The following is a 26,277-nucleotide window of genomic DNA, read 5'->3' as shown; positions in this document are numbered from 1 at the left end:
AACCGGCGCATTGCCGTTATTCAGATTTGGACCGCTATTAAGACTTTGGCCCTGGTCGAGGTTCTGCTTGTTCTTTTTGGAAAATCCGAGCTTCAGCCGCATGATCAGTGCCTCGCTCCATTCTTCTTGATGCTGCCGGTGGTTGTTGCATCGGGTACGAGAACACCGCTTGCCACCAGTTCATCACTGCCTGAAATAAGTTTCTGAATATCGTCCAGCTGGCGTTCCGGAATGTCCTGCACACCCATCGCAAGCTGCTCTGCTTCGATCGGCTGCAGCTTAAGTTCCTCAGAGTAAACGCCCACGAGGCTCTGCAAGCGACCCGGCTGGGTCATCAAAGCCCAATCCGCGCGCAGAAGCGTAATCGTATCCTTTTCGGAATCAATCTGGCGCTTGAGCTTGGCAATAACAGCGATCTGCCTCTCCGCATCATACTTGATGGTATAGGTGATCGTTGCTGCTACCAGCATCGCCGCTATCATGATGAGTTCAAAAGTACGCAGCACTCGTTCAACTCCGGGCCAGTTCATGCGTTTCGGGCAATTTGGGCAGCCCGAAAAGCGAAAGATCATCTTCAAGAGGCGGGTTTTCGGTCCTCAGACCAGCGCGCAATTTTGCAGAGCGCGCACGTGGATTGCGCTCTTCTTCTTCTGCAGTTGGACCAACGGCACCTTTCACTGCAGGTGTAAAACTCGGATAGCGCACATGCGTCTCAGGCAGATGCCTTGAACCGGCACTGCCGCCAGCGCGGTCGGCAAAGTAGCGTTTGACCATGCGGTCTTCGAGCGAATGGAACGTAACGACGACCAGACGTCCGCCCGGCTTGAGAACGCGTTCGGCTGCAAGCAATGCCCGCGCCAGCTCGCCCAACTCGTCATTCACATAGATGCGCAGCGCCTGAAACACGCGCGTAGCAGGATGAATAGGCACTTTCGGATTGCGACCGACCAGCGATTCAATAGCATTGGCGAGATCCAGAGTGCGCGTAAAAGGCTGTGTTTCGCGGCGCTTTTCGATCATGCGTGCGATACGGCCCGCATTGCGTTCTTCACCCAGAAAATTGAAGATGCGAGCAAGATCGCCCATCTTCAGACGGTTCACCACATCAGCAGCACTTGGCCCATTGCGTGACATGCGCATGTCGAGAGGCCCGTCCTTCTGGAAGGAAAAGCCACGCTCGGCTTCGTCGATCTGCATCGACGAGACGCCGATATCAAGCACAACGCCATCAACTTTCTCGCCTTCACCCTCGACTTTTTCAACGGCTTTATCCAACGCCGAAAAGCGGCTCTCGACCAGATTGAGCTTGCCTTCGAACTGCTTTTCCATAGCGCGACCAGCTGCAATTGCGGTCGGGTCGCGATCAATAGCGATGACATTGGCACCCTCTTCCAGAATACGCCGCGTATAACCGCCCGCACCAAACGTGCCGTCGACGATTACCTTGCCGGATTCAGGCTTCAAGGCTTCAATCACTTCGGAAATGAGCACCGGAACGTGACGGTCCTTAGCCCCTTCAGCTTGAGATGTGTCTCCGCCGAGGCTAGCCATCATTCCGATCCTTTCTCGGGCTCACATCCCGCTAAACTGTCTTTGTCTGCATGAATTCCGGCCAATTGTAGACAAGTCCCAGCTTGGCGGATTCGATCAAACAGTTATCGGATATTAAGCTTAATGAACCGTTATCCTTTGCTACGCACATGCAGAAAACCGGGCGTTATACAAAAGTTTTTCGAGCACGTTTTTACGGAACAAATCGACGACAAATCGTGCTTTTGAACGGCAGTTCAATACCGCAATATCAGTACAGCTCGATCACATATTTATGAGAAAAGCCCCCATTCGCGGCCGTTGACGGAAAAGCTTCACAGGTTTATTAATTGCAAATAATTCGCAATTGCATTTTGAAAGCACACAGAATGGCATTTAAGATGGCCCCTCGGGGGAGTACTCCCCCCGCACAACACGACGTCACATTTGAAGGCTGGCGTCGTGATCGTGGCGAAGCGTCCATGTCAGACGTACACCGGTCAATCCGGGTCAGCCGATCAGGCTCAAAACTTCGCCGCGCGACGGCGTTCTTCGGCCCCGGCTATCTGGTTGCCGTCGGCTATATGGACCCTGGCAACTGGGCGACTTCCCTCGCTGGCGGCTCCCGCTTCGGCTATATGTTGCTGTCGGTCGTGCTGATTTCCAATCTGATGGCCGTGCTTTTGCAGGCACTCTGCACCCGACTTGCAGTTGCGACAGGTCGCGATCTTGCGCAAGCTTGCCGGGATGCCTATCCGCGTTTCCTAGCATGGCCCTTGTGGCTTTTGGCTGAACTCGCTATTTGCGCCACAGACTTGGCTGAAGTCATCGGCACGGCAATCGGTCTTAATCTTCTTTTCGGCATTCCACTGGAAATCGGCGTCATCATCACCGCAGCAGACGTACTCCTCGTTCTCTATTTACAGAATAAGGGCTTTCGCCGCGTCGAAGCACTCATCATCACGCTGTTGGGCGTGATTGCTCTCTGCTTCCTGATCCAGATTTTGATGGCAGAACCCAAATGGGGCGAAGTAATCCGCGGCTTTGCGCCAACGACTGAAATTCTCCGAAATCCGGATATGCTTTATATAGCATTGGGTATTATTGGTGCGACGGTGATGCCGCATAATCTCTACCTGCACTCAGGCATCATTCAAACCCGCGACTATGGACATACCCTGCCGGAAAAGCGCGAAGCGATCCGATTTGCGACGCTGGACTCCACCATCGCCCTCACCTTCGCATTGCTGGTCAATGCCTCGATCCTGATCCTCGCCGCAGCAAGCTTCCACGCAACCGGCAATACCGGGGTAGAGGATCTCGACAAAGCCCATGCTTTGCTCAATCCGCTGCTCGGCTCGGCACTGGCGCCTACCCTCTTTGCAATTGCGCTTCTGTGCTGCGGGCTCAATTCGACCATTACGGCAACCATGGCCGGTCAAATCGTGATGGAAGGCTTTATCGATATCAAGTTGAAGCCCTGGCTTCGCCGCGCCATCACACGTTTCGTTGCGATTGTGCCCGCAGCCATTGTCACCATCATGTATGGTTCGCAAGGAACGACCGAGCTCCTTATCCTGTCACAGGTCGTACTCAGCCTGCAGCTGCCTTTTGCGATCATACCGCTGGTGATGTTCACGGCAGAAAAGAAGAAAATGGGCGCTTTGGTTGCCCCGCGCTGGGTTACAATCCTTGCAGCAATCACCGCCGCCATCATCGTCGTCTTGAACATGAAACTCATCTACGACTTCTTCACAGGCGTGCCAATTTGAGGCGGCACAGCGGCTTTCCAACCCGGAAAGCCGCTTTTTTTATTTGACCGCTGAATTACCACCATCGGCATAAAGCGCTGAACCAGAAACAAAGCTCGCCATTGGTCCTGCAAGAAAGAGTGCTGCCTGGGCAATTTCCTCGGGCTGCGCTATCCGCTTCATTGCATGTAGACCCGCTGCCCATTCTTTCTGTGCGTCGCTACCTGCCATCGGCGTATCGACACCGCCCGGCAAAAGCGCATTGGCTCTGATGCCCTGCGAGCCATAGTCCGCGGTGATACCCTTTACCAATCCCATCAACCCAGCCTTTGCCGCACCATAGAGTGACATTCCTGGAATCCCAACGCTGGTGCCGACAAAAGTTGATGTGAAAATGATTGCACCGCCGCCAGACATGAGCATCGATGGTATCTGCAATTTTGCGCCGAGAAATGCAGATGTCAGATTTCCAGCGATCACATTGTCCCAGTCATCAAGGCTAGCTTCTATCAGCGGTCTGATCGGACCAACGGTACCCGCATTATTAAAGGCAATATCAAGACGGCCAAATTCACGTTGAGCAGCAGCGACCAGTTGTTCATGTGTTTCAACTCGGGAAGCATCCCCAACCACATAACGTGCTTTTCCACCAAGCTCTTTGATGACCCTCGCCACCGACTCAAGTGCTCCCTCGTTACGCGCATTCAAAACGACAGCCGCACCTTGCGAAGCAAACAGCGTTGCCGTAGCGCGCCCTATTCCCGATGATGCACCGGTAATGATCACGACCTTATCTTTTAAGCTCGACATGAAAACCTCCTTGGTTGAGAGGCTCTGAAATAGATGCGCAATAAGAACACAACTATCCGTTTCCTGCGATCAAACAGAAATGTCGATTAACCAATATAAGTGAAAAAGTGTCAGTCGGTCTGTAAGCCGGGTTCTGTATGGCTGGACTTGCGTCCAACGTGGCAGCCATTCATCTGGGACGGATGTCGCCACCCGCCTCTTGCAACCCACCCGGACGGCTGATCCGGAAACTGATTATCAGCCCTTGCGGGCTGATGCGCCGTCCCTATTCGGTTTTGCTCCCAGTGGGGTTTACCGTGCCGCCTGTGTTGCCACCGGCGCGGTGGGCTCTTACCCCACCCTTTCACCCTTACCCCGTCATCCCTGCCGCTTCGTGAAGCGGTACGGAAGACGGGGCGGTCTACTTTCTGTGGCACTATCCCTAGGGTCACCCCCGCCGGGCGTTACCCGGCACCGTATTTCCATGGAGCCCGGACTTTCCTCACCTGCCGCCTTTCGGCATATGACAAGCGCGGCTGCCCGACCGACTGACGGCGCGTGTATAGCATGATCGTGGAAAGTGGGAACCGGGTTTTGAAAAAAACTATAGACAACAGAAAAGCCGGCAGCGAAACCGCTACCGGCTTTTCGTTCACATCATCGGTTTGGAACTCTACGCAACCGACAACGTAAATCTGGAGCACATCCCGAAAAGTGGGAACCGGATTTCGGAACGAGATGTGCGTTAGAACAAATATTTAAAGGCCGGCCATATAGGTCTTAACCGAGCTGCAATACTTTGCAGAAGTCGGGTTCATGCGCTTTGCGCCATGACCGGCATTGTACTTGAGGATGGTGCCGCAGGTGCTGCCGCCGCCAAGCTTCTGTGCCATGGCAAGATACTTCATGCCGAACTGGATGTTGGTTGAAGGCTCATAGAGGCCCTTTGCCGAACCCGTGTAACCCAGACCGCGAGCTGTCGAGAGCTTGATCTGCATCAGACCAATTTCACCGGCAGCACCCCGAACGTTTGGCTGGAAATTGCTTTCGTGACGAACAACGGCATGAGCCAGCGAGGAAGATACGCCGTAAGTTGCAGCATAACGATTGATGATCTGTGAGTAACCCTTGCCGCCCTGCACAGACTTTGAAGTCTCGCCACGCAACTTGGAACGCTTTGCACTTTTAGCTGTTGGCGCAGCACGCTTGGTGATGACCGAAACCTTCTTGGCAGTCTGTTTCTGATCTGCCCGTACAGCCGCGCGGGATGCCTTTTCAGACTTGTTGGCTTCAGCGGTCTTGCTCTGTGCTCTTGCCTTGAGCAGATCTGTGAGATTGGTTGGCTCATTAACGGGAGCACTCATCGCAGAATTAAGGCCAAATGAACTCATGGCGCCAATGAGGGCGCATACAACAACAAATTTTACTTTCATAACCTACCGTCTTGGATCGTTTTTATGGGGCATTGCTGGTCTTGGGGGCAGCGTTGCCGTTTATTTATGATCCCGCTCGACAAGCATTTTTGCCCGCCCGTCACCGCTGGGAATGGCAGATCATTTGCTGGGGAAATGCAGCCGAAGATTGGTTGGGGAAGTAAAATAGTCTTACAGGTTGTAATAAACGCTGTCACATTTCGTGATGCGCGCCACAGTGGAAGAGGATCACCACCTAAAGCTGCAATTGTTCTAATTTGATGAAATTATTATGGAAATATGAAAGTCCGACACTGCTCGATCCTGCCGGACCATGCGTGGTCAAGCGGTAACATTTTGCAATGAAAAAATCAGCCTGTAGAGGGTATCTATAGTAGATACGTCGGCTACACCGTCCACATTTTGTGTCCGAAAATGTCGCTGAAACGCCTTAATCACGGTTTGTGTGGCCTCATCGAACACACCATTGATCTCGATTTTATAGCCATAAAGGGCAAGCATGGACTGCAAAGCCTCCACTGGCTGGCCCTGTTCGCCACGTGCGAGGAAGCGCCCGCCACGGATCGGCGTTGGTTCAATGTAGTGGCCAATGCCTGCTTCATACAGTTTCTTCCATGGGAAGTTATGCCCCGGGTCCGTCTTGCGTTCAGGCGCAATGTCGGAATGCGCAAGAACATTTTCCGGGCGGATCTCATAGCGTCCGCATATGCTGCGACAAAGATCGATGACGGTTTCAATCTGTCTATCTGCGAAAGGTGGATAGTTTTCCAAGTCACCCGGATTGACAATCTCGATGCCAATGGACGCCGAGTTGATATCGGTTTCACCCTTCCAGAAGCTTTGACCTGCATGCCATGCTCGTGCCTTTTCAGACACCATCTGCACCACACGGCCATCTTCGAGAACGAGATAATGAGCAGAAACTTCCCGCTCGGGTGACTTGAGTACATCCAAAGCTTCTTCAGCTGTTGCCAGCCCTGTATAATGCAGGATGAGGAAGGTCGGCGTCTTGCCATCGCGGCGGGGACCAAAATTGGGTGACGCATCCAGAGAAGCGGCCGGATAGTCGGGCTTTTCCAAAGACAGTTCCGCTACAAGTTCTTCCTGCGAAGCGTCGGCGCTGCTCATGCGGGCTCCAATTGTTTTTCGACACTTGCCCAAGCCGCATTGATGGCTGCAAGACGTGCATTCGCGATATTTATGAATTCCAGCGGAAGACCTTCCGCATAAAGCCGATCCGGATGGTGTTCTTTCACCAATGAACGGTAGCGCTTGCGCGCGTCCTCAAACGAAACGCCGCGCACCAGCCCGAGAATGGCATAAGGATCGCCCTCACCTCGATTGACATGCCGCAATGCGATACGCTCGAAACTTTCCTCATCGAAGCCGAAAATCTCGGCAACGCTGGACAGGAAAGCCATTTCCTTATCGTGCACATAGCCGTCAGCGGTTGCAATGTGAAAAAGTCCGTCGAGAATATCTTCAAGGAGATGACAGTTCTCATCACCTTCACGGCAAAGGCCAGCGAGCTGACGCGCATAGCTTTCATAACCTGCAACGTCCTGCTGCGCGAGATTATACAAGCGAACGACATGGGCATGTTCTTCTGGCGGCACGGAGAAAATGCTCTGGAACGCGCGAAACTCGTCCTGCGTCACCACGCCATCGGCTTTGGCCATTTTGGCAGAAAGCGCAATCATCGCAATGGAGAATGCAACGCGCCTGCGCGTATCCGCATCGCCTTCGAAAACCGTTCGCACAGCCTCGATAACGCTTGAAATAGCGTTCAGCGTGACGGAGGTGACAAATTCACCAATGCGAACCCAGATAGACATGAATCGTTTCTATATAATTCCGTAAAGGCTGGAAACAGCAACCCGTTGCAATCGACGAAAAAACAATAATTTAGAAGAATATTGCGCTTTGCAGAGACAATTATTGCGCAGCCTGACGAGCCTCGAACGAACGCTGCGCGGCAGCGACTGCCGCTTCACCAGCGGCCTGAATCTGGTCAGCGCTTTGGCCGACAGACTTGGCTGCGGCTTCTGCATTGCTGCGTGCACGTTCAATGGCTGCATTCTGCTCTTCAGGTGTCATGACACCTGAATTGTCCTGCAAAGCCTTCATCAGATCAGGGCCAGCCTGCTTATCAGCGTCAGGCGCTGGAGTAGCTGTAGTTTGTTCCGGCTGAGTTGGAGCAGCAGCCTGCTCGTCCTCTCCTCTGCCGCAAGCGGCAAGGGCAACAAGAACAATAGCGGAAATCAGAAACAGAAAATGACGGCTCATAACAAAAGCCATAACCGAAGAAAGCCTGCGTTTGAACATGGAAAACGCAGTTATATTGTCTTTATTGACGACCACTGCAAAATTATCCATCAGCTTTGCTCCTTTCGGGGCAAATGGCGGCCCATTGATTGGACCGCCATTCGTTTGCCAGCAAATACAACTGGCATTAAAATCACGCAAACTGCAATTTTAAGCATGTCTTTATCCGAAAACGGGTTCCCACTTTTGGGAGACATGCTTTAGTTTGCAGGAGGCGAACCAGTCGTTCCTGGAGTCGATGGCGCAGGTGCTGGTGTCGTCGGCGTGGTTGTATCGTTATTTGAAGGCGCTGCTGGTGCAGCCGGCGCTTCAGGCGAGGGCGATGCCGGTGCCTTGCTGGCGTCGTTTGAATTGTCGCTGCAAGCTGCAAGCCCCAAAAACGATACGGCAGCAACCGAAGTAATCAAAAACTTCTTCATGATGGCTCTCCTTCCCTAAAATTCAGCGTTGCGGGGATATAGCCAACGCTGTTTTGGTTTTCCGTGTCTGACCGATCAGTCCGATCAATCACCTTACGAAGACGGTCGTCACACCACTCTTAGTCCCCGGTGATGCTTTTCGACGACGCCAACGTCACACCAGAAAACGGCGAGGATGGGGAAAGGTTCTCTCAAATTGTCTTACGGCTGGTAACAAACCGCCATAATAACAAAGTTTTAACCTTAGTTTCCCACCGAAACAGCCGTCACGCCCCTGTTACCGGCAGATGCTTAACTCTGGCAAACAAGGTTGGATTCGCCTTGGAACCTTCGCGCATCTTGCCCGAAACGATTCAGAATTTCGGAATGCGCTCTTAAAATACGGGGAGCATGGAATGACCGGCCAAGATGCCAACGACACAATCCTCAAGCGCGCAGTCACACAGAACCATGCGCTTTCACGCGATGGCGTCTCCGAAAGATTGTTCGCCTGGCTTTTCAAAGGACTGGTCTATCCGCAAATATGGGAAGATCCTGAAGTAGATATGGCGGCACTTGCCATTCAACCGGGCCATCGTATCGTTACCATCGCGTCAGGCGGCTGCAACGCTCTTTCTTATCTAACGGCTGATCCGGCATCGGTAGAGGCTGTAGACCTCAACAGCGCCCATGTTGCCTTCAACCGTCTGAAATTGGGCGCCTTGAAGCATCTGCCAGATTATGCCAGCTTCTATCGCTTCTATGGCAAAGCGGATGACAAGGCCAATCTCGCCGCTTATCAGCGTTTCATCCGTCCGCATCTCGACGGGGAAAGTCGCGCATATTGGGAAAAGCGCAAATGGAGTGGTCGCCAGCGCATTTCTATATTCTCGCGCGATCTCTATCGCCACGGCCTTCTGGGCGTCTTTATCGGCATGGGCCATCGCGTGGCCCGTCTCTATGGCATTGACCCGCGCGACATCCTTAAAGCCCGCACGATGGAAGAACAGCGCACTTTCTTCGACACTGCCCTCGCCCCCTTATTTGAAAAACGCATGGTACGGTGGGCGGCCGCTCGCAAATCCTCACTGTTTGGTCTGGGTATTCCGCCTCAGCAATATGATGCACTGGCAACAGCCGGAAATGGCGACATGGCATTCGTCCTGCGTGCTCGGCTTGAGAAACTCGCTTGCGCTTTCCCGCTGACCGAGAACTATTTCGCCTGGCAGGCTTTTGGACGCGGTTATAGCGGCGACGAAGAAACCGGCCCTTTGCCGCCTTACCTTTCAAGGGCAAATTTCGACACGGTTCGCGCCCGCGTTGATCGTATGACCGTACGCAATGCCAATTACACAGAGTTTCTCGGCCACAAGTCTGCCGGATCGGTGGATCGCTACATCTTGCTCGACGCACAGGACTGGATGAACGACGCGCAGCTCAATGCACTTTGGAGCGAAATTACCCGCACAGCAGCTATGGGCGCACGCGTTATCTTTCGCACTGCGGCAGAGCCAAGCCTCTTGCCGGGTCGGGTTGATCCATCAATCCTTGAACACTGGCACTATCACGAAGAAGAATCCCGCCAGTTGCATGATCGCGACCGCTCTTCAATCTATGGCGGCTTCCACCTCTATATACTGAAGGATGCGTGACATGGGCACAAATCCGCAACGAGCACAGAGGCAGATCAAGGGCATTGATCATGCCAGCCTGATGGATAGGGTCTATCGGCGGCAGCGGCATTTCTATGATGCCACGCGCAAATATTACCTTTTGGGCCGTGATCCTATGATTGCCGGACTAAACGTGCCGGAAGGTGGCAGCGTGCTTGAAATCGGCTGCGGCACAGGACGCAATCTTGTCAAAGCTGCACAGAGCTATCCCGGTGCTACGCTCTTCGGCATCGATATTTCGGCTGAAATGCTCGACACCGCACTTCAGGCAGCACAGCGTTCAGGAATTGCAGATCGCACCAGACTTGAACGTGCCGACGCCACGCATTTCGATCCTGCTGCCCTTTTCGGCCAGGATAGCTTTGATCGTATCTTCATTTCCTATGCTGTTTCGATGATACCGCAATGGCAATCGGTCATTCGGGAAAGCATCCGACACTTAAACCCCGGTGGCGAGCTGCATATCGTCGATTTTGGCGATCAGAAGCGCCTGCCGCGATGGTTTAAGAAGGCGCTTTTCACATGGCTCACATGGTTCCATGTGACACCGCGTAATGATCTCTTCAGTGTCGCGGATCAAATGGCTGCGGAACAGGGCGCCACCTCCAAAAGCATAAATCTTTATCGTGGCTTTGCTTGGATTGCGGTCATTCGGGCCAGATAGATTTCCGACGGCACCCTTGATTATCCTTCAGCTGGTGCGACACAATCAATTTCCCGCAAAGTTTTGCCAGCATAACTGATGACGTTCGCACCCGGATCGCGTAACCGTTGTTGAGATTGATTCGCGACATCGGGACCACTGTATGAACCGTCTGGCCAACCGCAGCATTCTTGCCCTTGGTGTTTTCCTTCTGTCCGCCTGTACGACAGTGGATTACGACTTCTCCGATGTGAAAAAGTCCGGCAACTCAATGCAGCAGATGGCGCGACCAACCGGAGCGGTTAACGCACCGCGTTTCGGTGACCGCAAACCGTTTGAATGGACCGGCAGGACACCGTGGCATTATCCGATCCACGGCACGGATGTTTCCAAATATCAGGTCGATGTCGACTGGAGCGCGGTGAGGCGCAGCGGAATTTCCTTTGTCTTCATCAAGGCAACCGAAGGCGGCGACCGTTTCGATGACCGCTTCACCGAACATTGGAACGGCGCGAAACAGGCTGGCATTCCACGCAGCGCCTATCACTTCTATTATTTCTGCCGTCCAGCTATCGAACAGGCGCGCTGGTACATTCAGAATGTGCCGCGCGATCCGAATGCTCTGCCGCCCGTTCTCGACATGGAATGGAACGCACAGTCACCAAGCTGCAAGCTGAGACCAAATGCGGTCATCGTCCGCAAGGAAATGAAGATTTTCCTTGATGCGATAGAAAAGCATTATGGCAAGCGCCCGATCATTTATACGACAGTTGATTTCTTCGACGAAAATGATCTGAACCAGCTGCGCGAATACCCATTCTGGCTGCGCTCAACTGCGGGGCATCCGACAGAAAAATATGGGCCCCACCCTTGGACATTCTGGCAATATACCGGAACGGGTACTATTCCGGGTATCAAGGGCGATGCAGATATAAATGTCTTTGCAGGTAGCGCGGGTGCCTGGAAAAAGTGGCTGGAAAGCAACAAGGTCCGTTAACTCATCGTTAATTGGGTACTCACACCAAGTTTTGCTTCATTTCCGATGCGTGATGAGGCAATAGCTTGAAAAACCCGACGGGGAGACTTCCCCTATGAATTGTGAGTTTTCTCGATGAAAATTATAGCTTCAGTGATGGCTACCGCCTTGCTGGCATCGACTGTAATGTCTGTCGCCCAATCTGGCGCAAAGGCTTCCGGTTCTCCCGCACCGTCTGCCAGCGCCGACAGCACCGTCAACTTGCCTAAGCCCGAATGCGAAACTGATTACGGTCAGTGGATGGACAATCTGACTAAGGAAGCACGCGAAGCAGGCGTTGGCGAAAAGGGTATTGCCGAACTGCATAAGGCGTCGCTCGAACAGAAAGTTCTTGATCGCGACCGCAAGCAGACTGTCTTCAACCTGACATTCACCGATTTTTCAAAGCGCCTCATCTCGGAAGCGCGCCTCAAGAACGGCCAGAGCAATCTGATCAAGCATGCCGATGTTTTCAAGAAAGTCGAAGACACCTACGGCGTTCCAGGCCCTGTTCTTGCCGCCTTTTGGGGGCTTGAAACCGATTACGGTGCCATTCAGGGCGATTTTGACACGCTCAATGCACTTGTGACACTTTCTTATGACTGCCGCCGTCCGGATCTGTTTCGCCCGCAGCTGATCGCTCTTCTCAAGCTGTTCGATACCGGCGTTGTTGATGCTGCCACAACTGGCGCATGGGCTGGCGAAATCGGCATGATGCAGCTTCTGCCTAAGGATTATCTCGAGCGCGGCGTTGATGGCGATGGCGACGGCAAGGTGGATCTGAAGAACAGCGTTCCCGATGCGATGATGACCGCTGGCCGCATGATTTCCGAACTCGGCTGGAAGCGCGGCGAGCCGTGGCTCGAAGAAGTACGCATCACCAAGGATCTGCCTTGGGAAGAATCCATCCGCACCAATCGCAAGCCACATTCATGGTGGGCTGAGCAAGGCGTGGTTGGGCTTAAAGGTCCACTCGGTCCAGATGACGGCGATGCATCGCTGCTTCTGCCACTGGGTCGCAAAGGCCCTGCATTCTTGTCCTATGCGAATTTTGATATTTTCGTAGAATGGAACAAGTCGATTGTTTACGCGACAACGGCTGCCTATTTCGCCACCCGCCTCGCTGGTGCTCCAGCCTTCAATCCTGGCAATCCCGATCAGGGTTTGACGCAGGAGCAAATGAAGGAATTGCAGACCAAGCTTCAAGCCCGCGGCTATGACATGGGAAAAATCGACGGCGTTTTTGGCGTACTGACGCGTGATGCCGTTCGCACCGAACAGTTGCGCCTTGGAATGCCTGCCGATTCATGGCCAACGCCTGAATTGCTCGAAAAGCTCTAAACCAAAGTAAATCAAAGGCGCGGACCACCCCCGCGCCTTTCAACTTTTGCAAGTTATTCCAAGCGCCATGATTTCCACCCTTATCATCGTTCTGCCCGTCTTCGCTCTCATCTTTTCAGGTTGGGGTGCATTCAAGCTGAAGATATTGGGGCCGCATGCAATCGCAGAGCTCAACCGTTTCGTTGTCTATCTGGCCCTGCCAGCCCTGCTTTTCGACATCATGGCCAATACCCACGGCAGCGATTTGTGGCAACCCGGCTTTATCAGCGTCTTTCTATTGAGCAGCGCTATCGCCTTTGCCCTGCCTTTCATCATCCGCCTTCGCGGCAAGTTATCTTTGGCCGACAATGCGCTTGATGGACTGAACGCCGCCTACCCCAACACGGGTTATATGGGCATTCCGCTTTCGATGATCGCTTTCGGATCCGGCGTTCTGGCTGCTACAACGATTTCTATCATCATCACCGTCTGCGTAACCTTTGCCTTTGCGATTATCTTGATCGAAATCGGAATGCAGACTGAAAAGAAGCCACTCCGCCTTATCTGGAAAGTCGCGCGGTCCCTGATCCGCAATCCGCTTATCTTTGCGCCCGCTCTGGGAACGCTCTTGTCGTTTTCAGGCCTGACGATCCCGGCTCCTGCCGAAACCTTTCTGAAAATGCTGGGCGGTGCGGCTTCGCCTTGCGCACTTGTAGCGCTTGGCCTTTTCCTTGCACAAACGCGCAAGATCGAGCGCGACAGCATCAACGCCATCGCATTCCTCGTTTCGGTCAAGCTGATCGTCATGCCACTGGCAACATGGTTGCTTGCGGTCTATGTCTTCGGACTTCCTCCGCATCTGGCTCAAAGCGCAACACTGCTCGCAGCGTTACCCGCAGGCACGGGTCCCTTCATGCTTGCGGAGCATTATCGCCGCGAAGCGGCCATTACGTCGAATGTGACCCTTTATTCGACCGTTCTTTCGGTGTTCACCTTGTCGGGATTCCTCGCATTGATCCGTTAAACGATGACGTAAAATAGCCAGTTCATCGTTCGGAGCGTGGCCAAAATTGGCGGTTTCGTGGCATTTTCATGAAATGTGAACAAATTTTTACAGTTAAAAATTTCAATGACTTAGCTAGTAAACAAAAGGTTTTTTTCCCTATCACCCCTTATTGCAGTACGAAATGTTCTTTTGTTTAAGCCAATTTGCGCTTAGATTCCGGGTCTCTACCAGCGCGTGCCCGACCTCGTCGGGTGCATATAAGGAGACAGACCAATGGGACTTACGCGATCTCTGAATGTCCTCATGATCTGTGCAGCATTCGCATTTGTTGCAGCGTTGATAGCAGGCGTTATTCCCTGAATTGGGATAGCCAAGCCATTATGGCGGCATCGGTTCTTGAGGATAGACCGATCCGTTTTAGAAGCAATTCCAGTAACAGTGCAAAGCGGTTTTACTGGAATTGCGAAACAAAACCCAAAAAGAAAGCCCGGTTTTCAAACCGGGCTTTTTTCATTTCATGCAACTTCTAAAGCAGTTTCCGTATTGGGTCTGATGCCAATCATATGGCAGATCGCAAACGGCAGATCGGCTCTGTTCATCGTGTAGAAATGGAAATCCTGCACGCCTCGTTCGATGAGGTCCATCACCTGCTCCGCAGCAATCGCAGCAGCAACGAGCTGATGGGTCTGCGGATCATTATCCAGCCCCTCAAAGCGTTCAGCGAGCCAAGTCGGAATATGCGTGGCCGACCGCGCACAGAAGTTTTTCACCTGCTTGAAATTATGAATTGGCAGTACACCCGGCACGATTGGGATGTAAATGCCAGCACGGCGCACACGTTCGACATAGCGCTCGAAAAGCTCGTTATCAAAGAAGAACTGCGTAATGGCACGGGTTGCACCATTATCGACCTTGCGCTTGAGCATATCGATGTCGGTTGCAAAGTCCGGGCTTTCCGGGTGCTTCTCAGGATAAGCGGAAACCGAAATGTCGAAATCATCGATCTGGCGCAATCCGGACACCAGCTCAGCGCTGCTCTGATATCCTCCGGGCGTCGAGACATATTTTTCGCCGATACCTGCTGCGGGGTCCCCACGCAACGCCACGAAGCGTTTCACGCCCAGGCTTGCAAATTCACGTACGACTTCGTCAACTTCTTCCTTCGTCGCATCCACGCATGTGAGATGTGCAGCCGCATCTACATCGGTTTCTTTCAGGATACGCGCCACAGTGCGGATCGTGCGTTCACGTGTGGAACCGCCTGCGCCATAAGTTACTGACACGAATTTCGGCTTCAACGGCGCAAGACGCGTCACGGTTTCCCACAGGCGCTGTTCCATTTCTTCCGTCTTGGGTGGAAAAAACTCGAACGATACGCGGGTGGTCTGGCCGATATCCGATCGGCGGGAAAGACCGTAAAAGCCCATTAGACTGTCTCCGTTATGCTTGCATTTTGGTGCGCTGGCTCGGCAATCAGCAAGCGTGGGTCGCGGCCGAGCCATAGCTTGACCGTCAATCCGTCGTCACCATTTGCAGCCTTCGGCCCCAATTCAGTCGTCTTGGCAGGTTCAAGCCCTGCATCCTTCATCCATCCCAGCATTTGCTCATCGCTAAAGCCAAGCCTGAGATGTGCATGTTCCTCACGCAGGAACTCGAGTTTGTGCGGTGCAAAATCGACGATCAGCAAACGCCCACCCGGGCGAAGCGCGCGCGCCGCTTCACGGATTGCAGCAAGCGGATCATCGAGGAAATGTAGAACCTGATGGATCGTCACCAGATCGAAATTCTCCCGTTCGACAGGCAGCGCATAGACGTCGCCCTGCCGTACCTGCGCGTTGCCTACCGATGCGAGATCGAGATTGGCACGCGCTACCGAAAGCATGTCGCGGTTGATATCGATGCCCAATCCGCGCACATAAAGCGGCGAAAACAGTTCTAACAATCGGCCCGTACCCGTACCGACATCGAGCATCGCCTGAAAATGCTTGTCACCAATGATGCCTTTGAGAGCGACTTCAACCGCGTTTTCGGAAACATGCAGCTTGCGGATTTCGTCCCAGCTACCAGCATTGGCACTGAAATAAGCCGCAGCCTTTTCCTGACGGCTTGATTTGACCTGCGACAACCGTTCCATATCGCGTTCGATCAGTGGATCAGCTGCATCGAGCCGCAGCAGCAGATTGCGTGCGACTTCCCCACACAGCGCATTGTCCGACAGGCGGAAATAAGCCCAGGCACCTTCTTGATAGCGATCAATAAGATCAGCTTCACCCAGCAGCTTGAGATGGCGCGAAACACGCGGCTGCGACTGCCCCAAAATTGTGGTCAGATCTGAAACGGTGAGATCGCCCTTGGAAAGAAGCGCAAGGATGCGCAAGCGGCTTGGTTCTGCCACTGCTTTTAACACATCCACCATCTGATCGAGCTGCAGGCGCAATTCGCAATCTCCATACGCTTCTAAAGATATAAAGATATGTTTATATGAAGCGCGGATCACACGCAAGGAATTTTCGCGACCCAATGCACAGCAAACTATACCTCCCTTATGGGAAGTCATTTGAGCTGAAGGACAACCGAGTTATGATTATTGCGAATCTTGCTTCGAGCGCCCTAACATACTGGACTACGCGTCGCCTTTTCGGGAACTGATTTTGATTCTTCGGCGGATACGGTAGCGTGAAAGGAAGACGGCTATGAGTGCAGGCACTGTGCGCCAGAAGGCAATCGCAAAATCCCTCACGCTTTTGCTTCCCGCGGTCCCCTATTCCGATTCAGAGCCAATTCGCGCGGCAGCTCTTGCACCACATATGAAAACGCTTCCACCATCAATTGCCGTATGGCTCGCGACGGTAGCCCATGTTCGTCACATGCACACCGATTATGACGTCCTGCGTGATGATGGCTATGACAAGGATTCGGCACGCTTCTTTGTGATGGATGCCATCAACTCCAAGCTGACGGAATGGCGCGCGACACGCCTTGTCACTTCGGATGAGGATGAAGCGGCGGTAACATAACCGCCGCCTACAGCATCTTTCTTGCAAATCTCAGTGGGTACCATGTCCTTGCAGATAGCCATGTTTGCGGGGATCTGGCATTACAAGTCCCACGATAAACACGATCACCATCATGATGGTGACATACCAGAAGAATCCGCTTTCAAAGCCGACCTTCTTGAACCAGAGTGCTACATATTCGGCTGTGCCGCCAAAGATCGCATTGGCAATCGCATAAGAGAACCCGACGCCCAAAGCGCGCACTTCTGCGGGAAACAATTCTGATTTCACGATACCGCCAATTGACGTGTACATGCTCACAATGGCCGAGGCGATTGCGATGTAAACAAACGCCATGGTCGGGCTCTGCACCGACCCAAGCACAGTCAGCAGCGGAATAGTGGTCAACACCGATACGCCCCCAAATGCGATCATCATCGGCTTACGGCCCACCTTGTCGGAGATATAACCAAACAAAGGCTGCATCAGCATGAAAGCGAACAGAGCAACGGTCATAACCTCGCTTGCCGTTTCCTTATTCATGCCTGCTGTGTTGACCAGATATTTCTGCATGTAGGTCGTGAAGGTATAGAAGGTCAGCGAACCGCCGGCCGTGAAGCCCACGACAACCAGAAACGCCTTGCGATGGTTCTGCCAGATATTGGCGAAGCTGCCAGCAGCCTTGTTGGCACGCGATTCCTCAGTCGAGGTTTCATGCAATGTACGGCGCAGAAACAGTGCTACGATTGCTGCAAAGCCGCCAATCGCAAAAGGAATGCGCCATCCCCACTCGTGCAGTTGTTCTGAAGTGAGGAAGAACTGCAAAATAACCAAAACCAGAACGGCCAGCAGTTGCCCGCCAATCAAAGTCACATACTGGAAAGACGAGAAAAATCCGCGGCGACCAGCCAGCGCGACCTCACTCATATAGGTTGCAGTAGTGCCGTATTCGCCACCGACCGATAAGCCCTGCAACAGCCGCACCACCAGCAACAAAAACGGTGCCCAAAGGCCAATCGTTTCATAGGTCGGCAATATTGCGATGGCAAAGGACCCCAGACACATCATACTGACCGAAATCAGCATGGAGGTGCGGCGGCCAAGCTTGTCGGCTAGACGACCAAACAGCCACCCACCAATGGGACGCATGAGAAAACCGGCGGCAAAAATCGCAGCCGCATTCAACAGCTGACTTGTCTGGTCTTCTGACGGGAAAAACTGTGACGCGAAATAAAGCGCGCCAAAGGAATAGACATAAAAATCATACCATTCCACCAGATTGCCAGAGGCACTGGCAACAATTGCATAGATGCGGCGGCGCGTATCATGAGCGTCGTGTTTCGCTTCAATCTCGCCATTGGCATCACTCTGCATTTCTGCATTGCTCATTCTGAAACTCCCGATAGCAGGCACCGTCACGAGGGGGAGCGCCTGCGTGACCACTCGTTTTGCACGGGAGAGCGCAAAAGCCAGTGATCGTTGACCTCATAAACAATATATTCGGCAGGTAGCCAGGCCTCAGTCATCAATCTGCAAAGTTGCGCTAGCTCGCCAGGAAGTCAGGCTTTTGACTTAGAGCGCATCCCGAAAACTGCGCCACATCTCGGCAAAGAGACATCGATGCTCCCAACCAAGCGATCCCTGCAGTTCGCAAAAAATACTAGGAATTACCTCCGATATCGCAAAATCATAGGAGCAATATCGTTTGCATGCAATCTATTATCAAAGACTACTATTCACAGACTTGGATTTAATGAAACAAGTAACGCTTTGAATTAAATATGTTTTACCGGGAAACCTCTCGATGTCTCCCGGTCAAATCTTTGTGAAAGGAACATATCCGTCTATTTGCTGGCGACGACAAAAAATCGCGGAAAGCGCAATAATACGCGGCCATCCTTCAAAGTTGGGTAATGTTCTTCGAGCCTCAATTTATAGGCTGTCAGAAACGCCTGCTGCTCCTTATCATCCAGCGGATCAAGAAACGGGCGCAGGCCGGTCGACTTCACCCACTCGATGATCGCATCGACATCAGCCAGCGGATGATTGTAGATCGTGTGCCAGATATCGATGCGGGAAGCGTATCCGACCAACGCATTGTAGTAATCGGTGACGGGTGCGAGCGGTCCTCTGCCCTTATCGCTAATCTTGGTGGCGAATGGTGCTGTCTTCGCAACTTCACGCATTAATTTGTGGGTCGGTTCACCCATGTTATCCGGCATTTGTACCGCAAGACATGCACCCGGCTTAAGCAGCGACAAAAGCCTCTTCATCTGCTCCGTATGATCGGGTAGCCACTGAAAAACGGCATTTGAAAACAGCACATCCGTTTCGGCATCCGGTTCGAACTTGGTCACATCGCCCAGATCAAAACTTACCTGAGGCAGACGCGTTTTTGCCTTTTCGATCATATCGGGTGAAGTGTCGAAACCCGACACTTGAGCATCTGGCCAGCGTTCAACCAGAAGCTCCGTTGAGTTTCCCGGACCACAACCAATATCAACAACCTTGCGCGGTTTATCGATTTTTATCTGCGCCAGAAGGTCAGCCGCCGGGCGGCTGCGTTCATCCTCAAACTTCAGATATTGCTTTGCGGACCAGTCTTTCATTCTTCACTCCTTGCAAACAAAAAGGCCGGTGCATTGCACCGGCCTCAATTTCTTTAGCGTGTCAGCGGCTTGTAGGTGACCCGCTTTGGATTAACGCTTTCAGGTCCGAGACGACGGACTTTATCCGCTTCGTAATCCTCGAAGTTTCCTTCGAACCATTCGACATGACTATCACCTTCGAATGCCAGAATATGCGTCGCCAGACGATCGAGGAACATACGATCGTGGGAGATGATAACGGCGCAGCCAGCGTATTTTTCAAGCGCGTCTTCGAGCGCTGCCAGCGTTTCGGTATCAAGATCGTTGGTCGGCTCGTCGAGCAGCAGAACGTTGCCACCTGCCTGCAGCATCTTGGCAAGATGCACACGATTGCGCTGACCACCGGACAGATTGCCGACTTTGGCCTGCTGATCGCCGCCCTTGAAGTTGAACGCACCGCAATAAGCGCGTGAGTTCATTTCAAATTTGCCGAGCTTGATGATGTCGTTGCCACCGGAAATTTCTTCCCAGACATTCTTGTTCGGATCGAGGTGATCGCGGCTCTGATCCACATAACCAAGATGCACCGTGTCACCAATACGAATGGAGCCGGAATCAGGCTTTTCCTGACCGGTGATCATCTTGAACAGTGTCGACTTGCCCGCACCGTTTGGCCCGATAACACCAACGATACCACCTGGAGGCAGTTTGAAAGTCAGGTTTTCGATCAGCATGCGGTCACCAAAGGACTTGGTCAAACCTTCAGCTTCAATAACCACCTGACCTAGACGCTCGCCAGCGGGGATCAGAATCTGGGCATCGCCCGGACGCTGATTGTTCGCAGCTTCGACCAATTGGTCATAAGCCTTGATACGAGCTTTCGACTTGGACTGACGCGCTTTCGGGCTTGCAGCAATCCACTGGCGTTCACGCTCAAGCGCCTTCTGGCGGGAATCGTCTTCACGACCTTCCTGAATCATGCGCTTGGACTTGGCTTCCAGATAGGCAGAATAATTGCCTTCGTAAGGAATGCCGCGACCACGGTCGAGTTCGAGAATCCAGCCTGTTACATTGTCAAGGAAGTAGCGATCATGCGTGATGAGCAGGACAGCGCCTTCATATTCACGCAGGTGCTTTTCGAGCCAAGCAGTAGTTTCAGCGTCAAGGTGGTTGGTCGGTTCATCAAGCAGGAGAAGGTCAGGCTTCGACAGAAGCAGCTTGCAAAGCGCAACGCGACGACGCTCACCGCCCGAAAGCGTAGTGACATCGGCATCCGCTGGCGGGCAACGCAGAGCTTCCATCGCCATTTCAACCTGACTGTCCAAATCCCAGAGGTTCTGGCTGTCGATGAGATCCTGGAGTGCCGCACCTTCGTCTGCGGTTTCATCAGAATAGTTCATCATCAGCTCGTTGTAACGGTCGAGAATAGCCGTTTTCTTGGCCACACCTTCCATTACGTTACCGAGCACCGTCTTTTCGGGATCGAGATGTGGCTCCTGCGCGAGATAGCCGCAAGTCGCACCGTCTGCGAGCCAAGCTTCACCGGTGAAGTCTTTGTCGAGACCGGCCATGATCTTGAGAATTGTCGATTTACCGGCGCCGTTTGGTCCGAGAATACCAATCTTCGCATCTGGGTAGAACGACAGATGAAGGTTTTCGATAACCTTTTTAGCACCGTAGGCCTTATTCAGCCCGGACATATGATAGATGAATTGGCGTGCCATAAAGCGCGTCGTCTCCACGAGTTAAAAAGCGCGAACGGCGAAAAAGCCGAACCGCAGGGAAATTGCTGCTGGGTATGTAGGCGAAATAGAGCGCGGAAGCAAATATCATCGCGCAGGATGCGCTGCGTTTTTGTTATTCACGCAGCCCGGTATCTGACTTGAGTAAACCTCAAATAAAATGAAACCGGGCGCGGATATTTCCGTCACCCGGTTTCCCCTCTGGCCACCACTCGGGAAAGTTTCCTCCCTTTCGCCGAATGGCCTGCTGGTTATGCCTTAACGACCAAAGCCTATCGTGTTCCATCATGTCCATGCGATACGCTATGGTCTTCGTTTCTGCGCCTCTGAATTCTCTTCAAAACTCCGTCCATATCCCCTGACAGAGATAGATTTGCTTAGGATTTCGCGGTTTTCAAGCGGAATTTTCTCAAAAAAAGCAAATGCCTAAAATTACCTCATTCAACCTCTGGATGCCTTTTATTGAGACGCTACAAAAAGAGAATTTGACTATTTGCGCGGCATAAATTCTGATGGCATTATGTCATTTGAAACCATTCACCGCTTGCCTCTGCCGGACGGAACCGAACTGCCCTATCGGCAGTCGTTGGCCTCAAACCCGAAAGCTGTCGTCCATATCTGTCATGGACTTGCCGAACACTCGGCTCGCTATACCCGTTTTGCCATAGCACTGAACCAGGCGGGGTATCATGTGTACGCACACGATCATCGCGGACATGGAGCCAATATCGGTCCACATGCACCAAGAGGCATGTTCGCACCAAAAGACGGCAATAGAGTGGCTATCGCGGATGTTCTGGCGCTAAACCGCCATATTCATGCAACCAATCCCGACCTGCCCGTGGTGTTATTCGGCCACTCAATGGGCGGGCTTATCGCGCTGAACTACACCCTTGCGCATTCGGATACGGTGGATGCGGCCGCTGTATGGAACGCCAATTTCAATGGTGGTATCGAGAACAGTGCTGCAATGGCATTGCTTTATACCGAGCGCATGCTCAAAGGCTCGGACGTGCCAAGCGCGCTGCTGCCAAAGCTTACATTCCGGGCATGGGGCAATTCCATTCCGGGTCATCGCACTGCTTTTGACTGGCTGTCTCGTGATGCGGCAGAAGTAGAAGCTTATGTGAACGATCCTCTCTGTGGTTTTGATGCAAGTGTGGCACTTTGGATTGACGTCTTCCGCATGATGAAGAACGGCGCAACCGACAGCAATTTCGCGAACATCCGCAAAGATCTGCCGTTCAATCTCGTTGGCGGGACTGAAGATCCGGCAACAGATAAAGCCAAAGCCACGCGCAAACTGGCGGACAGAATGCTGGCGTTGGGCTTTAGCAATGTCACTTGCACCATCTATCCCGGCACCCGCCACGAAAGCCTGAATGAGATCAACCGGGATGAAGTGACGCAGAATTTTCTGGATTGGCTCGCTGAAGCACTTCCGTCCAGCCGCATCTCCGGTTAAAACCGGCAGATATTCAAAGACCGGATCAAACTCACGATTTCTTGAAACATCTTGGTTTGCCTCGCAATCAATGTTATGGAGCCCGCCTTGCGCGCTACAGGGCATCTGTACATAGACATTAAGCACACCGGTTTTACGGCAAATGCGCAAGGAATGAAGGAAGCTCCGCTTGGCAACACCAACGATTTCTGTGGTCATCCCCTGCCGCAATGAGGCCGACAATCTCGCTTTTCTGCTCGATGAAGTCGACAGTGCCATGCTTGGTCGCGCTTATGAAGTGATTGTCGTGGATGATGGCTCGACAGATTCCACCAGTGACGTGCTGGCTGGCCGCATTCACGCAGGCAGGCCGCTGCGCCATATCCGCCATGATCGTTCTGCAGGCCAAAGTGCCGCTCTGCGCTCAGGTGTTTTCGCAGCGCACGGCCAGATCGTCGTCACGATGGACGGCGACGGCCAGAACAATCCAGCCTATTTGCCAGCGCTTGCAGATGCTCTCATGAATGCAGGTCCAGCCTTTGGTATTGCCGCAGGTCAACGCCTCAAGCGTACAGACACCAGGCTCAAGCAGCTTTCCTCGCGCTTTGCCAATAATCTGCGCGGCTCAATCCTGAAAGATAAGACGCGCGATTCTGGTTGCGGCCTGAAGGCGCTCCACACCGATCTTTTCCGTCAGCTGCCGTTCTTCGACGGCTGGCACCGTTATTTGCCTGCGCTAGCGCTTCGCGAAGGTTTCGATGTCGTGCATATCGACGTCACCGACCGGGAACGCCGCCACGGAAAATCCAACTATGGCATTCTCGACCGCGGCCTGCGCGGTATCCTCGACCTTTATGGCGTGTGGTGGTTGCGCAAGCGTCGTAAGGTTGTTCCGCGTGTGACGGAGATTACCCATGACTGACATTCTGAACAGCCTCACTCAATGGCTGCACGATGTTTTCGTAGCACAATGGGATGGCTGGATCATTCTGGGCTTCATTGCACAGGCCTGCTTTACCATGCGTTTTGTGGTGCAGTGGCTGGCGTCGGAAAAAGCCAAGAAGAGCGTTATGCCAGTGGCATTCTGGTTCTTTTCGCTGTTCGGCGGTGCGCTTCTTCTGATCTATGCGATCCAGCGCAAAGACCCGGTGTTCATCGCCGGTCAGGCACTGGGCCTGATTGTTTATGTTCGCAATCTCTGGCTCATTGCCAATGAGAAAAAGCGAACTACGGCAGCTGATTAAATCACCCTGCCCAACCCAAAATCAAAACGCCGATCTGACGATATCAGATCGGCGTTCCAGTTTGAAATATCACGCTTTGAGCGCACGCCCGACTGAACGATAATCCAGCCCGGTGCCAACCACATCATCCGCCTTATAGACGTTACGCAGATCCATCAGCACCTTGCCTTCCATCACACTCGCGAGGCGCTTGAGATCAAGTGCACGGTAGGCATTCCACTCGGTCAACAGTGCTACAACACCGGCGCCTTGTGCTGCCTCATAGGCAGAGCCGCACCACGTTACATCTGGCAGAACCGATTTTGCGGCCTCCATGGCTTCTGGGTCGTGCGCACGCACGGAAATCCCCGCCTTTTGAATAGCCGTCACGATATCGAGCGAAGGAGACTCGCGGATATCATCCGTATTCGGTTTGAAAGCGATGCCCAGCACAGCAACAATTTTAGTCCCGCTCTCGTGAGCAGCTGCAACAATCCGCTCCGCCATCGACTGTTTGCGCGCCTCGTTGACCGCAATCACTTCTTCGATCAGAGATTGTGGCGCATCGTATTTTTTACCTGTAGCCGCAAACGCGCGCGTATCTTTCGGGAAGCACGAGCCGCCAAAACCAGGACCCGCATGCAGAAACTTTGAACCAATGCGGTTGTCCATACCAATGGCACGAGCAACTTCCTGCACATTGCCACCAGTTTTCTCGCAAAGATCAGCAACCTGATTGATGAAGGTGACTTTCATCGCAAGAAAGGCGTTGGCCGCATATTTGATGATTTCAGCATTTTCCAATGATGTAACCACCATCGGCGTCTCACGCAGATAAAGCGGTCGGTAAAGCCGCTGCATAGCAGCCTTGCCGCGCTCGTCGTCAACACCGACCACAACGCGATCAGGACGCATGAAATCTTCAATTGCTGAACCTTCACGCAGGAATTCAGGGTTTGAAACCATCGAAAATTGGACACCGGGACGTGCCGCAGCGATACGATCACGAATACGCGCATTGGTGCCGACAACGACGGTCGACTTGATGACGACCACCGCACCCGGCTTCATGGCGGCTGCGATTTCATCGGCAGCCGCTTCAATATACTGCAAATCCGCCTCACCATCACCGCGTCGTGACGGAGTACCGACAGCGATCAGGATCACATCTGCATCTGCAACACTGGTCGCAAGATCGGTACTGAACTCAAGCCGTCCGTCACGAATATTTCGCGCCATAAGCTCATCGAGCCCCGGTTCAAAAATCGTGACCTTGCCCGCGGTCAAGCGCTCGATGATCGACGGATTTTTGTCGACACAGGTGACGTGAAAGCCGAACTCGGCAAAACACACGCCCGAAACCAGACCCACATAGCCCGTTCCGATCATCGCCAGTTTCATGATTTGGTCCTTTTTCGTTTATCGCAGACCTGCGAAGATTCCGGTTATAGCCTGTCGAAAATGGTGATTTTCGAGAACCGGCGCGCAGCGTACCTAAAGGTACGCAAGCACCAGAAGAGCAGAAAAGTGACATTTGCAGACGGCCAAAGCCAGAATATCGGTAGGTTCAGAGCCATTTATCGTAATCTGAGACAAGTAGATGTACCGGCTTCTCGTTTTCTTCAATATTTGAGAAGCGTCCGATCGGTTCGCGGAAAATATTATCCGTCAGATCGTCATTGACGGTCGATACTTCACCGATCAGCACGTCGCCACCCTCACCCCAGAAGGCGTGCCAGTTGCCCGGCAAAAGCGTCACACTTTCGCCCGGTGCAAGCTTGAGATGCGCGCCAGCTTTTTGCGTAACCAGACGACCGTCCGTCGCGACCGTGACCTCGGTTTCTTCATCCACGCTGCCGTCGGCGCGCGAATTGAAAAGCTCAAGCACCAGCGTACCACCACCACGATTGATGATGTCTTCTGCCTTCACCACATGGCGATGCATTGGAGAAATCTGATTCTTGCGCGAAATCATGATCTTTTCGGCGTAGAGCATACCGCCACCACGCTTGAGATCTTCAGCATTACCATTGCGCGTGGTGAAGAGAAACAGACCCAGATCGGCAAATTTGCCCTGACCGTAATCTGTAATGTCCCATCCGAGGCGACCGTCGAGAATTGCCTTCGCATCACTGGAAGTGCGTGTTTTCAGCTCTTCTGGCGACCAATAAGCAAAGGGAGGCATGATATAACCAAACGAGCGGATGAAAGCGTCGCTCTCGCGGATAATCTCATTAATTTCTGAACGTTTCATGGCCTCTAAGCCTCCCATAGAATGAAACAGGATATATTTCGCAGTTTGGTAACTGCCTTTGAGTGCTCTTGGCAATCCCACAACAGAGAGTCTCACACAATTGCGAAGTCCAGCACCATTCTCAGCGCGTCATTTTGGCGTGTCGTC

At 52.8% G+C, this 26,277-nt stretch carries 25 protein-coding genes and 1 other RNA gene; 10 read left to right on the top strand and 16 right to left on the bottom strand.

Annotated elements, in window-relative coordinates:
- Positions 1 to 104 precede the first annotated feature (104 nt).
- The gene (locus tag QBD00_RS01775; RefSeq protein ID WP_095446969.1) at positions 105 to 506 is read right to left on the bottom strand and encodes a hypothetical protein; all 402 of its coding nucleotides are present in this window, start codon (positions 504 to 506) and stop codon (positions 105 to 107) included.
- Positions 507 to 510: 4 nt separating this feature from the next.
- On the bottom strand, positions 511 to 1,554 hold the full coding sequence (rsmH, locus tag QBD00_RS01770; protein ID WP_191793724.1) for a 16S rRNA (cytosine(1402)-N(4))-methyltransferase RsmH: 1,044 nt from the start codon (positions 1,552 to 1,554) through the stop codon (positions 511 to 513).
- 377 nt (positions 1,555 to 1,931) lie between these two features.
- Between rsmH and QBD00_RS01765 the strand changes: the two genes are divergently transcribed.
- On the top strand, positions 1,932 to 3,302 hold the full coding sequence (locus QBD00_RS01765; RefSeq protein WP_318578658.1) for an Nramp family divalent metal transporter: 1,371 nt from the start codon (positions 1,932 to 1,934) through the stop codon (positions 3,300 to 3,302).
- Between the two features lie 39 nt (positions 3,303 to 3,341).
- Here the strand turns inward: QBD00_RS01765 and QBD00_RS01760 are convergent, their stop codons facing one another.
- From QBD00_RS01760 to QBD00_RS01730, 7 genes are all read right to left on the bottom strand, one after another.
- Positions 3,342 to 4,091 carry an SDR family oxidoreductase gene (locus tag QBD00_RS01760; protein ID WP_318578516.1) on the bottom strand — a complete coding sequence of 250 codons (750 nt, stop codon included), beginning with the start codon at positions 4,089 to 4,091 and terminating at the stop codon, positions 3,342 to 3,344.
- 106 nt (positions 4,092 to 4,197) lie between these two features.
- An RNA gene (rnpB, locus tag QBD00_RS01755) (RNase P RNA component class A) lies at positions 4,198 to 4,622 on the bottom strand.
- A 206-nt stretch (positions 4,623 to 4,828) separates the two neighbouring features.
- Positions 4,829 to 5,503: a lytic transglycosylase domain-containing protein gene (locus QBD00_RS01750; protein WP_318578515.1), complete on the bottom strand. Its 675-nt coding sequence runs from the start codon at positions 5,501 to 5,503 to the stop codon at positions 4,829 to 4,831.
- 321 nt (positions 5,504 to 5,824) lie between these two features.
- A complete protein-coding gene (locus QBD00_RS01745) occupies positions 5,825 to 6,631 on the bottom strand; it encodes an N-acetylmuramoyl-L-alanine amidase (protein WP_318578514.1) in 807 nt (268 codons plus the stop codon).
- Complete coding sequence (locus tag QBD00_RS01740; RefSeq protein ID WP_095446974.1) at positions 6,628 to 7,338, bottom strand: J domain-containing protein; 711 nt, start codon at positions 7,336 to 7,338, stop codon at positions 6,628 to 6,630. Before QBD00_RS01740 ends, QBD00_RS01745 begins: the two co-directional genes overlap by 4 nt.
- A 100-nt stretch (positions 7,339 to 7,438) precedes the next feature.
- Positions 7,439 to 7,879: a hypothetical protein gene (locus tag QBD00_RS01735; RefSeq protein ID WP_412534974.1), complete on the bottom strand. Its 441-nt coding sequence runs from the start codon at positions 7,877 to 7,879 to the stop codon at positions 7,439 to 7,441.
- Positions 7,880 to 8,028: 149 nt separating this feature from the next.
- A complete protein-coding gene (locus tag QBD00_RS01730; RefSeq protein ID WP_084486930.1) occupies positions 8,029 to 8,247 on the bottom strand; it encodes a hypothetical protein in 219 nt (72 codons plus the stop codon).
- Positions 8,248 to 8,642: 395 nt separating this feature from the next.
- Between QBD00_RS01730 and QBD00_RS01725 the strand changes: the two genes are divergently transcribed.
- The 5 genes from QBD00_RS01725 to QBD00_RS01705 all read left to right on the top strand — a co-directional run bounded on the left by QBD00_RS01725 (position 8,643) and on the right by QBD00_RS01705 (position 13,901).
- Entirely contained in the window at positions 8,643 to 9,878 is a 1,236-nt protein-coding gene (locus tag QBD00_RS01725) for a DUF3419 family protein (protein ID WP_318578513.1), read from the top strand.
- A gap of 1 nt (position 9,879) precedes the next feature.
- On the top strand, positions 9,880 to 10,563 hold the full coding sequence (locus tag QBD00_RS01720; protein WP_318578512.1) for a class I SAM-dependent methyltransferase: 684 nt from the start codon (positions 9,880 to 9,882) through the stop codon (positions 10,561 to 10,563).
- Between the two features lie 142 nt (positions 10,564 to 10,705).
- On the top strand, positions 10,706 to 11,539 hold the full coding sequence (locus tag QBD00_RS01715) for a GH25 family lysozyme (RefSeq protein ID WP_095446978.1): 834 nt from the start codon (positions 10,706 to 10,708) through the stop codon (positions 11,537 to 11,539).
- A 114-nt stretch (positions 11,540 to 11,653) separates the two neighbouring features.
- A complete protein-coding gene (locus QBD00_RS01710) occupies positions 11,654 to 12,898 on the top strand; it encodes a lytic murein transglycosylase (RefSeq protein ID WP_095446979.1) in 1,245 nt (414 codons plus the stop codon).
- Positions 12,899 to 12,965: 67 nt separating this feature from the next.
- On the top strand, positions 12,966 to 13,901 hold the full coding sequence (locus QBD00_RS01705) for an AEC family transporter (RefSeq protein ID WP_318578511.1): 936 nt from the start codon (positions 12,966 to 12,968) through the stop codon (positions 13,899 to 13,901).
- A 497-nt stretch (positions 13,902 to 14,398) separates the two neighbouring features.
- On the opposite strand, the gene metF is transcribed toward QBD00_RS01705, so the two are convergent.
- Positions 14,399 to 15,310 (bottom strand): methylenetetrahydrofolate reductase [NAD(P)H], encoded by a 912-nt coding sequence (gene metF, locus QBD00_RS01700; RefSeq protein WP_095446981.1) that lies wholly within the window; start codon positions 15,308 to 15,310, stop codon positions 14,399 to 14,401.
- Positions 15,310 to 16,299, bottom strand: coding sequence for an ArsR/SmtB family transcription factor (locus tag QBD00_RS01695; RefSeq protein WP_095447932.1), 990 nt, complete (start codon positions 16,297 to 16,299; stop codon positions 15,310 to 15,312). Before QBD00_RS01695 ends, metF begins: the two co-directional genes overlap by 1 nt.
- Before the next feature lie 277 nt (positions 16,300 to 16,576).
- Here QBD00_RS01695 and QBD00_RS01690 point away from each other — a divergent pair, with 277 nt between their 5' ends.
- On the top strand, positions 16,577 to 16,900 hold the full coding sequence (locus QBD00_RS01690; protein ID WP_095446982.1) for a DUF2293 domain-containing protein: 324 nt from the start codon (positions 16,577 to 16,579) through the stop codon (positions 16,898 to 16,900).
- A gap of 30 nt (positions 16,901 to 16,930) precedes the next feature.
- Here QBD00_RS01690 and QBD00_RS01685 read toward each other — a convergent pair whose 3' ends face one another.
- The 3 genes from QBD00_RS01685 to ettA all read right to left on the bottom strand — a co-directional run bounded on the left by QBD00_RS01685 (position 16,931) and on the right by ettA (position 21,191).
- Complete coding sequence (locus tag QBD00_RS01685; protein ID WP_318578510.1) at positions 16,931 to 18,268, bottom strand: MFS family transporter; 1,338 nt, start codon at positions 18,266 to 18,268, stop codon at positions 16,931 to 16,933.
- Positions 18,269 to 18,723: 455 nt separating this feature from the next.
- Positions 18,724 to 19,488, bottom strand: coding sequence for a trans-aconitate 2-methyltransferase (gene tam, locus QBD00_RS01680; protein WP_318578509.1), 765 nt, complete (start codon positions 19,486 to 19,488; stop codon positions 18,724 to 18,726).
- A gap of 53 nt (positions 19,489 to 19,541) precedes the next feature.
- Positions 19,542 to 21,191 carry an energy-dependent translational throttle protein EttA gene (gene ettA, locus QBD00_RS01675; protein ID WP_095446985.1) on the bottom strand — a complete coding sequence of 550 codons (1,650 nt, stop codon included), beginning with the start codon at positions 21,189 to 21,191 and terminating at the stop codon, positions 19,542 to 19,544.
- 538 nt (positions 21,192 to 21,729) lie between these two features.
- Here ettA and QBD00_RS01670 point away from each other — a divergent pair.
- The 3 genes from QBD00_RS01670 to QBD00_RS01660 all read left to right on the top strand — a co-directional run bounded on the left by QBD00_RS01670 (position 21,730) and on the right by QBD00_RS01660 (position 23,897).
- Positions 21,730 to 22,674 carry an alpha/beta hydrolase gene (locus QBD00_RS01670; RefSeq protein WP_318578508.1) on the top strand — a complete coding sequence of 315 codons (945 nt, stop codon included), beginning with the start codon at positions 21,730 to 21,732 and terminating at the stop codon, positions 22,672 to 22,674.
- Between the two features lie 169 nt (positions 22,675 to 22,843).
- On the top strand, positions 22,844 to 23,575 hold the full coding sequence (locus tag QBD00_RS01665) for a glycosyltransferase family 2 protein (RefSeq protein WP_095446987.1): 732 nt from the start codon (positions 22,844 to 22,846) through the stop codon (positions 23,573 to 23,575).
- Positions 23,568 to 23,897 carry a lipid-A-disaccharide synthase N-terminal domain-containing protein gene (locus QBD00_RS01660; protein ID WP_095446988.1) on the top strand — a complete coding sequence of 110 codons (330 nt, stop codon included), beginning with the start codon at positions 23,568 to 23,570 and terminating at the stop codon, positions 23,895 to 23,897. Before QBD00_RS01665 ends, QBD00_RS01660 begins: the two co-directional genes overlap by 8 nt.
- A gap of 69 nt (positions 23,898 to 23,966) precedes the next feature.
- On the opposite strand, the gene QBD00_RS01655 is transcribed toward QBD00_RS01660, so the two are convergent.
- Both QBD00_RS01655 and QBD00_RS01650 read right to left on the bottom strand, forming a co-directional pair.
- A complete protein-coding gene (locus QBD00_RS01655; RefSeq protein WP_318578507.1) occupies positions 23,967 to 25,277 on the bottom strand; it encodes a UDP-glucose/GDP-mannose dehydrogenase family protein in 1,311 nt (436 codons plus the stop codon).
- A gap of 166 nt (positions 25,278 to 25,443) precedes the next feature.
- On the bottom strand, positions 25,444 to 26,130 hold the full coding sequence (locus tag QBD00_RS01650; protein WP_095446990.1) for a D-lyxose/D-mannose family sugar isomerase: 687 nt from the start codon (positions 26,128 to 26,130) through the stop codon (positions 25,444 to 25,446).
- Positions 26,131 to 26,277: the final 147 nt, after the last annotated feature.

This window comes from Ochrobactrum sp. AN78, assembly GCF_029909885.1.
Classification (GTDB): domain Bacteria; phylum Pseudomonadota; class Alphaproteobacteria; order Rhizobiales; family Rhizobiaceae; genus Brucella; species Brucella quorumnocens.
This window is presented reverse-complemented; position numbering and strand designations above follow the sequence as displayed.

Bases quoted from the DNA above. Each gene is read 5' to 3' on its own strand.
- rsmH (WP_191793724.1), bottom strand. From the start codon at position 1,554: ATGATGGCTAGCCTCGGCGGAGACACATCTCAAGCTGAAGGGGCTAAG.
- QBD00_RS01765 (WP_318578658.1), top strand. From the start codon at position 1,932: ATGGCCCCTCGGGGGAGTACTCCCCCCGCACAACACGACGTCACATTT.
- QBD00_RS01760 (WP_318578516.1), bottom strand. From the start codon at position 4,091: ATGTCGAGCTTAAAAGATAAGGTCGTGATCATTACCGGTGCATCATCG.
- QBD00_RS01750 (WP_318578515.1), bottom strand. From the start codon at position 5,503: ATGAAAGTAAAATTTGTTGTTGTATGCGCCCTCATTGGCGCCATGAGT.
- QBD00_RS01745 (WP_318578514.1), bottom strand. From the start codon at position 6,631: ATGAGCAGCGCCGACGCTTCGCAGGAAGAACTTGTAGCGGAACTGTCT.
- QBD00_RS01740 (WP_095446974.1), bottom strand. From the start codon at position 7,338: ATGTCTATCTGGGTTCGCATTGGTGAATTTGTCACCTCCGTCACGCTG.
- QBD00_RS01735 (WP_412534974.1), bottom strand. From the start codon at position 7,879: ATGGATAATTTTGCAGTGGTCGTCAATAAAGACAATATAACTGCGTTT.
- QBD00_RS01730 (WP_084486930.1), bottom strand. From the start codon at position 8,247: ATGAAGAAGTTTTTGATTACTTCGGTTGCTGCCGTATCGTTTTTGGGG.
- QBD00_RS01725 (WP_318578513.1), top strand. From the start codon at position 8,643: ATGACCGGCCAAGATGCCAACGACACAATCCTCAAGCGCGCAGTCACA.
- QBD00_RS01720 (WP_318578512.1), top strand. From the start codon at position 9,880: ATGGGCACAAATCCGCAACGAGCACAGAGGCAGATCAAGGGCATTGAT.
- QBD00_RS01715 (WP_095446978.1), top strand. From the start codon at position 10,706: ATGAACCGTCTGGCCAACCGCAGCATTCTTGCCCTTGGTGTTTTCCTT.
- QBD00_RS01710 (WP_095446979.1), top strand. From the start codon at position 11,654: ATGAAAATTATAGCTTCAGTGATGGCTACCGCCTTGCTGGCATCGACT.
- QBD00_RS01705 (WP_318578511.1), top strand. From the start codon at position 12,966: ATGATTTCCACCCTTATCATCGTTCTGCCCGTCTTCGCTCTCATCTTT.
- metF (WP_095446981.1), bottom strand. From the start codon at position 15,310: ATGGGCTTTTACGGTCTTTCCCGCCGATCGGATATCGGCCAGACCACC.
- QBD00_RS01695 (WP_095447932.1), bottom strand. From the start codon at position 16,299: ATGGTGGATGTGTTAAAAGCAGTGGCAGAACCAAGCCGCTTGCGCATC.
- QBD00_RS01690 (WP_095446982.1), top strand. From the start codon at position 16,577: ATGAGTGCAGGCACTGTGCGCCAGAAGGCAATCGCAAAATCCCTCACG.
- QBD00_RS01685 (WP_318578510.1), bottom strand. From the start codon at position 18,268: ATGAGCAATGCAGAAATGCAGAGTGATGCCAATGGCGAGATTGAAGCG.
- tam (WP_318578509.1), bottom strand. From the start codon at position 19,488: ATGAAAGACTGGTCCGCAAAGCAATATCTGAAGTTTGAGGATGAACGC.
- ettA (WP_095446985.1), bottom strand. From the start codon at position 21,191: ATGGCACGCCAATTCATCTATCATATGTCCGGGCTGAATAAGGCCTAC.
- QBD00_RS01670 (WP_318578508.1), top strand. From the start codon at position 21,730: ATGTCATTTGAAACCATTCACCGCTTGCCTCTGCCGGACGGAACCGAA.
- QBD00_RS01660 (WP_095446988.1), top strand. From the start codon at position 23,568: ATGACTGACATTCTGAACAGCCTCACTCAATGGCTGCACGATGTTTTC.
- QBD00_RS01655 (WP_318578507.1), bottom strand. From the start codon at position 25,277: ATGAAACTGGCGATGATCGGAACGGGCTATGTGGGTCTGGTTTCGGGC.
- QBD00_RS01650 (WP_095446990.1), bottom strand. From the start codon at position 26,130: ATGAAACGTTCAGAAATTAATGAGATTATCCGCGAGAGCGACGCTTTC.